The sequence below is a fragment of the Stenotrophomonas pictorum JCM 9942 genome (genome assembly GCF_001310775.1).
Taxonomy (GTDB): domain Bacteria; phylum Pseudomonadota; class Gammaproteobacteria; order Xanthomonadales; family Xanthomonadaceae; genus Stenotrophomonas; species Stenotrophomonas pictorum.
The window spans coordinates 1-2,774 of the sequence record NZ_BAZI01000349.1; the positions used below are offsets into that span (position 1 = coordinate 1).

The 2,774-nt window shown below is 61.5% G+C and carries 1 protein-coding gene and 1 pseudogene; both read right to left on the reverse strand.

The window, feature by feature from the left end:
- Positions 1–47 precede the first annotated feature (47 nt).
- A complete protein-coding gene (locus JCM9942_RS13525; protein ID WP_054660320.1) occupies positions 48–428 on the reverse strand; it encodes a hypothetical protein in 381 nt (126 codons plus the stop codon).
- Between the two features lie 614 nt (positions 429–1,042).
- Positions 1,043–2,774 (reverse strand): annotated as a pseudogene (locus tag JCM9942_RS13530) (DUF885 domain-containing protein); the annotation flags it as partial.

Consider the following 2,774-nt stretch of genomic DNA (forward strand, 5'->3'; position numbering starts at 1 on the left):
ACTTGAATTAAGCCGCGCCGCGAAGCGGCGTCGGCTTGAATGAATTGTTAGACACGTGGCAGTAGACCGGCGTTGAACAAGGACTCCATGACATGCGGAAGCGTGTACTTTTGCCACGAGATTGTTTCATGGTGGTCTCCACTATGCGTGAACTCGCCCGCGTCAAAGGCCTCGTAGATTTCGAGTGCGAATCCATCGAGACCAAAATTGCGCATGCTCCATAGCCGATTCATTGCTGCGTCCCCATCCGAAAAGGATATAAGGCCGTTCGCAAAATCTAGCGCGATAATTCTAGAAAAGTGCCAGTAGAAGGCCTCTTCAGTGATACCATGGGTCGCACAGAAGTCTAGGTGCCTAGACGGCATCAGCGGGTTTCGCTCGCCGTCTTCGGTGCAGGCCTTTACCAGCTGGCGAAGATCTTCTTCCACGTGCCTAACGCCAGAATTAAGCCGCGTTGCGGAGCAACGTCGGCTTGAATGACTTGTTAGGCTGAATTGGCCAGCCAACTTTCCCCTTGGCCAGTGCCGCCGCTTGGACTGCTCAACAAAGGCCGATAATGCCACAGCTGGCAAGACCGGGGCTTGCTCCGCAAACCGTGCCGCGCGGAGCCGCCGAAGCTAAAAGCAATGATTGTGCGGCGGCGATAAAGCCAAGGCCGGAGCGGAAATCTTGGACGACGGCAATGTGGTGATGACTGCGATCCGGAGCTAACTGGCGAACAGCCGGTGAAATGACCCGGCTAGAAACCGCCAGCCACTTTTACCAATTCCGCCTAACTCTAAGTAGACCCCAGAAGTGGGGTGTGGCACGGAGTATTACCCCACATCCAAGGAGTTGGAAAGGATGGCAGGCCTTTCAGGTCAGTGGCTTGGCCGCTGCTGGAGGGATAAGCGCGCACGACGCTCCCCCGCAAAACCCCCAATTTTGCTGGATAAGCACCTATTAGCCCGAGAGCGGGTGATAACGCCGGGAGGCCACGGCATTTTTTAAAGAAAAAGCCCGGCGAATGCCGGGCTTTTTGACAATCAATCAGCGGTCACGATCACTCGATCGGCTGGTCCAGCATCAGCTGGCGGGCGAAGCGCACCGGCGGCGCGCCGTAGGACAGGATCTGGTCGTGGTAGGCCTTCAGGTTGAAGTTGGCGCCCTGTTTTTCTTCCACGGCCTTGCGGGTGTCGAAGTGTTCCTGCGCGCCGACAAAGTAAGTTGGCAACTGCGCCGAGGTGAGCTGGGCGCGGATCCATTTGCCCGCCGCTTCGCTTTCCTGCTGGAAGGCGTCGTGGGTCATCAGGTGCATGGCCTGTTCGCGGCTCCAGTTGTCCACGTGCACGCCCTGGTCGAGGATGGCGTTGGCAATGGTGCGCAGGTAGAACTTGAGCTGCACCAGGTGGAACAGCGGGTCGTTATCCAGATACCCCTGTTCCTGCATCATGCGTTCGGTATAGACCGCCCACCTTCGGCGAACAGGCCCGAGCGCAGCACGGCGCGCAGGGTGGAGGGAAATTTGCCGGAGTGCCAGCCTTCCAGATAGTGGCCCGGCGTGCCTTCGTGGATGGAGAGCAGGTGGATCATGCGGCTGTTGTATTCGCGCAGGAACGAATCGACCTGCTTGTCGTTCCAGTCGTCGGGAATCGGCGAGACGGCGTAGAAGGTCTTGAGATTCTTGTCCAGCGGGCCGGGCGAATCGCAGTAGGCCACGGCCACGCCGCGCTGGAATTCGGGCATCAGGATGATGTCCACCGGCGAATCGGGCAGGGTCATCAGGTCGTGCTCACGCACGAACGCGGTGGACTGGTCCAGTGCGGCCTTGGCGTCTTCGACCACCTTGTTGCGGGCCGGTTTGTCGGCATAGGCCAGTTCCAGCGCCGCTTCGATCGCCGCCTGCTGCTGGGCGTCGGTGGGATTGGCCGGCATCTCCGGTGCGCCGGGCTTGTCCTTCAAGACCACCTGGGCGATGCCGTACATGTCGGTGCGCACGCGGGCCAGTTCGGCACGGGCGCGTTCGCCGATCTCGGCGCGCGACAGCGAGGAGTTGAGCGAGAACTTCAGCTTCTGGTCGTACTTTTCCGCGCCGATGCGGAACTCGCCCTTGGCGTTGGGTACCAGGGTGCTGTCCAGCCAGGTCTGCTGCTCTTCCACCGCCTTGGTCAGGCCGGCGATGGCGGTCTTCAGGCGCTCCTGGTCGGCCGCTTCGAGCTGGCCGAGGTTGGGCACGATGAAGGTTTCCACCAGACTGAGGATGCCGCGGTTCTGCTTGGCGACGGTTTCGGCATGGATCTTCGGTACCCGCGCCGGATCGAGGTTGGCACGGGCGGCGGCGAAGATCTGCGGGATCTTCTCGATGCGCGCGGTGGCCGATTTCAGGCGCTCGGGCAGCGGCGCGAATTCGCGCGCCATCAGGCCGTAGATGGCGCTGCCGGCCAGGCCGCTGTAGACCTGCGGGTCCCACTGCCAGGACTGCAGGGTCTCGTTGGACCAGATGTCCGACTGCAGCTGGTTGCGCAGGATGGCGGCATCGACCTGGTTCTCGCGGCCGAGCTTGCTCACGTCGATCTTCTCCAGATCGGCCAGCAGCGCCTTGCTCGCTTCCAGGCTCTTCTGTTGGCCGGCGGCGCTGACGTCGTCCAGTTCGGCATCGAAACGGTGATCGCCGATCTGGGTGGCGCTGACCGGAGACAGCTGCATCCAGGTGTCCAGGGCCTTCTTGGACAGTTCGGCGAACTGGGCGTCGGCCTGGCTCTGCCCGGCCTGCTCGGTGGCGGGCGGACGGGGTG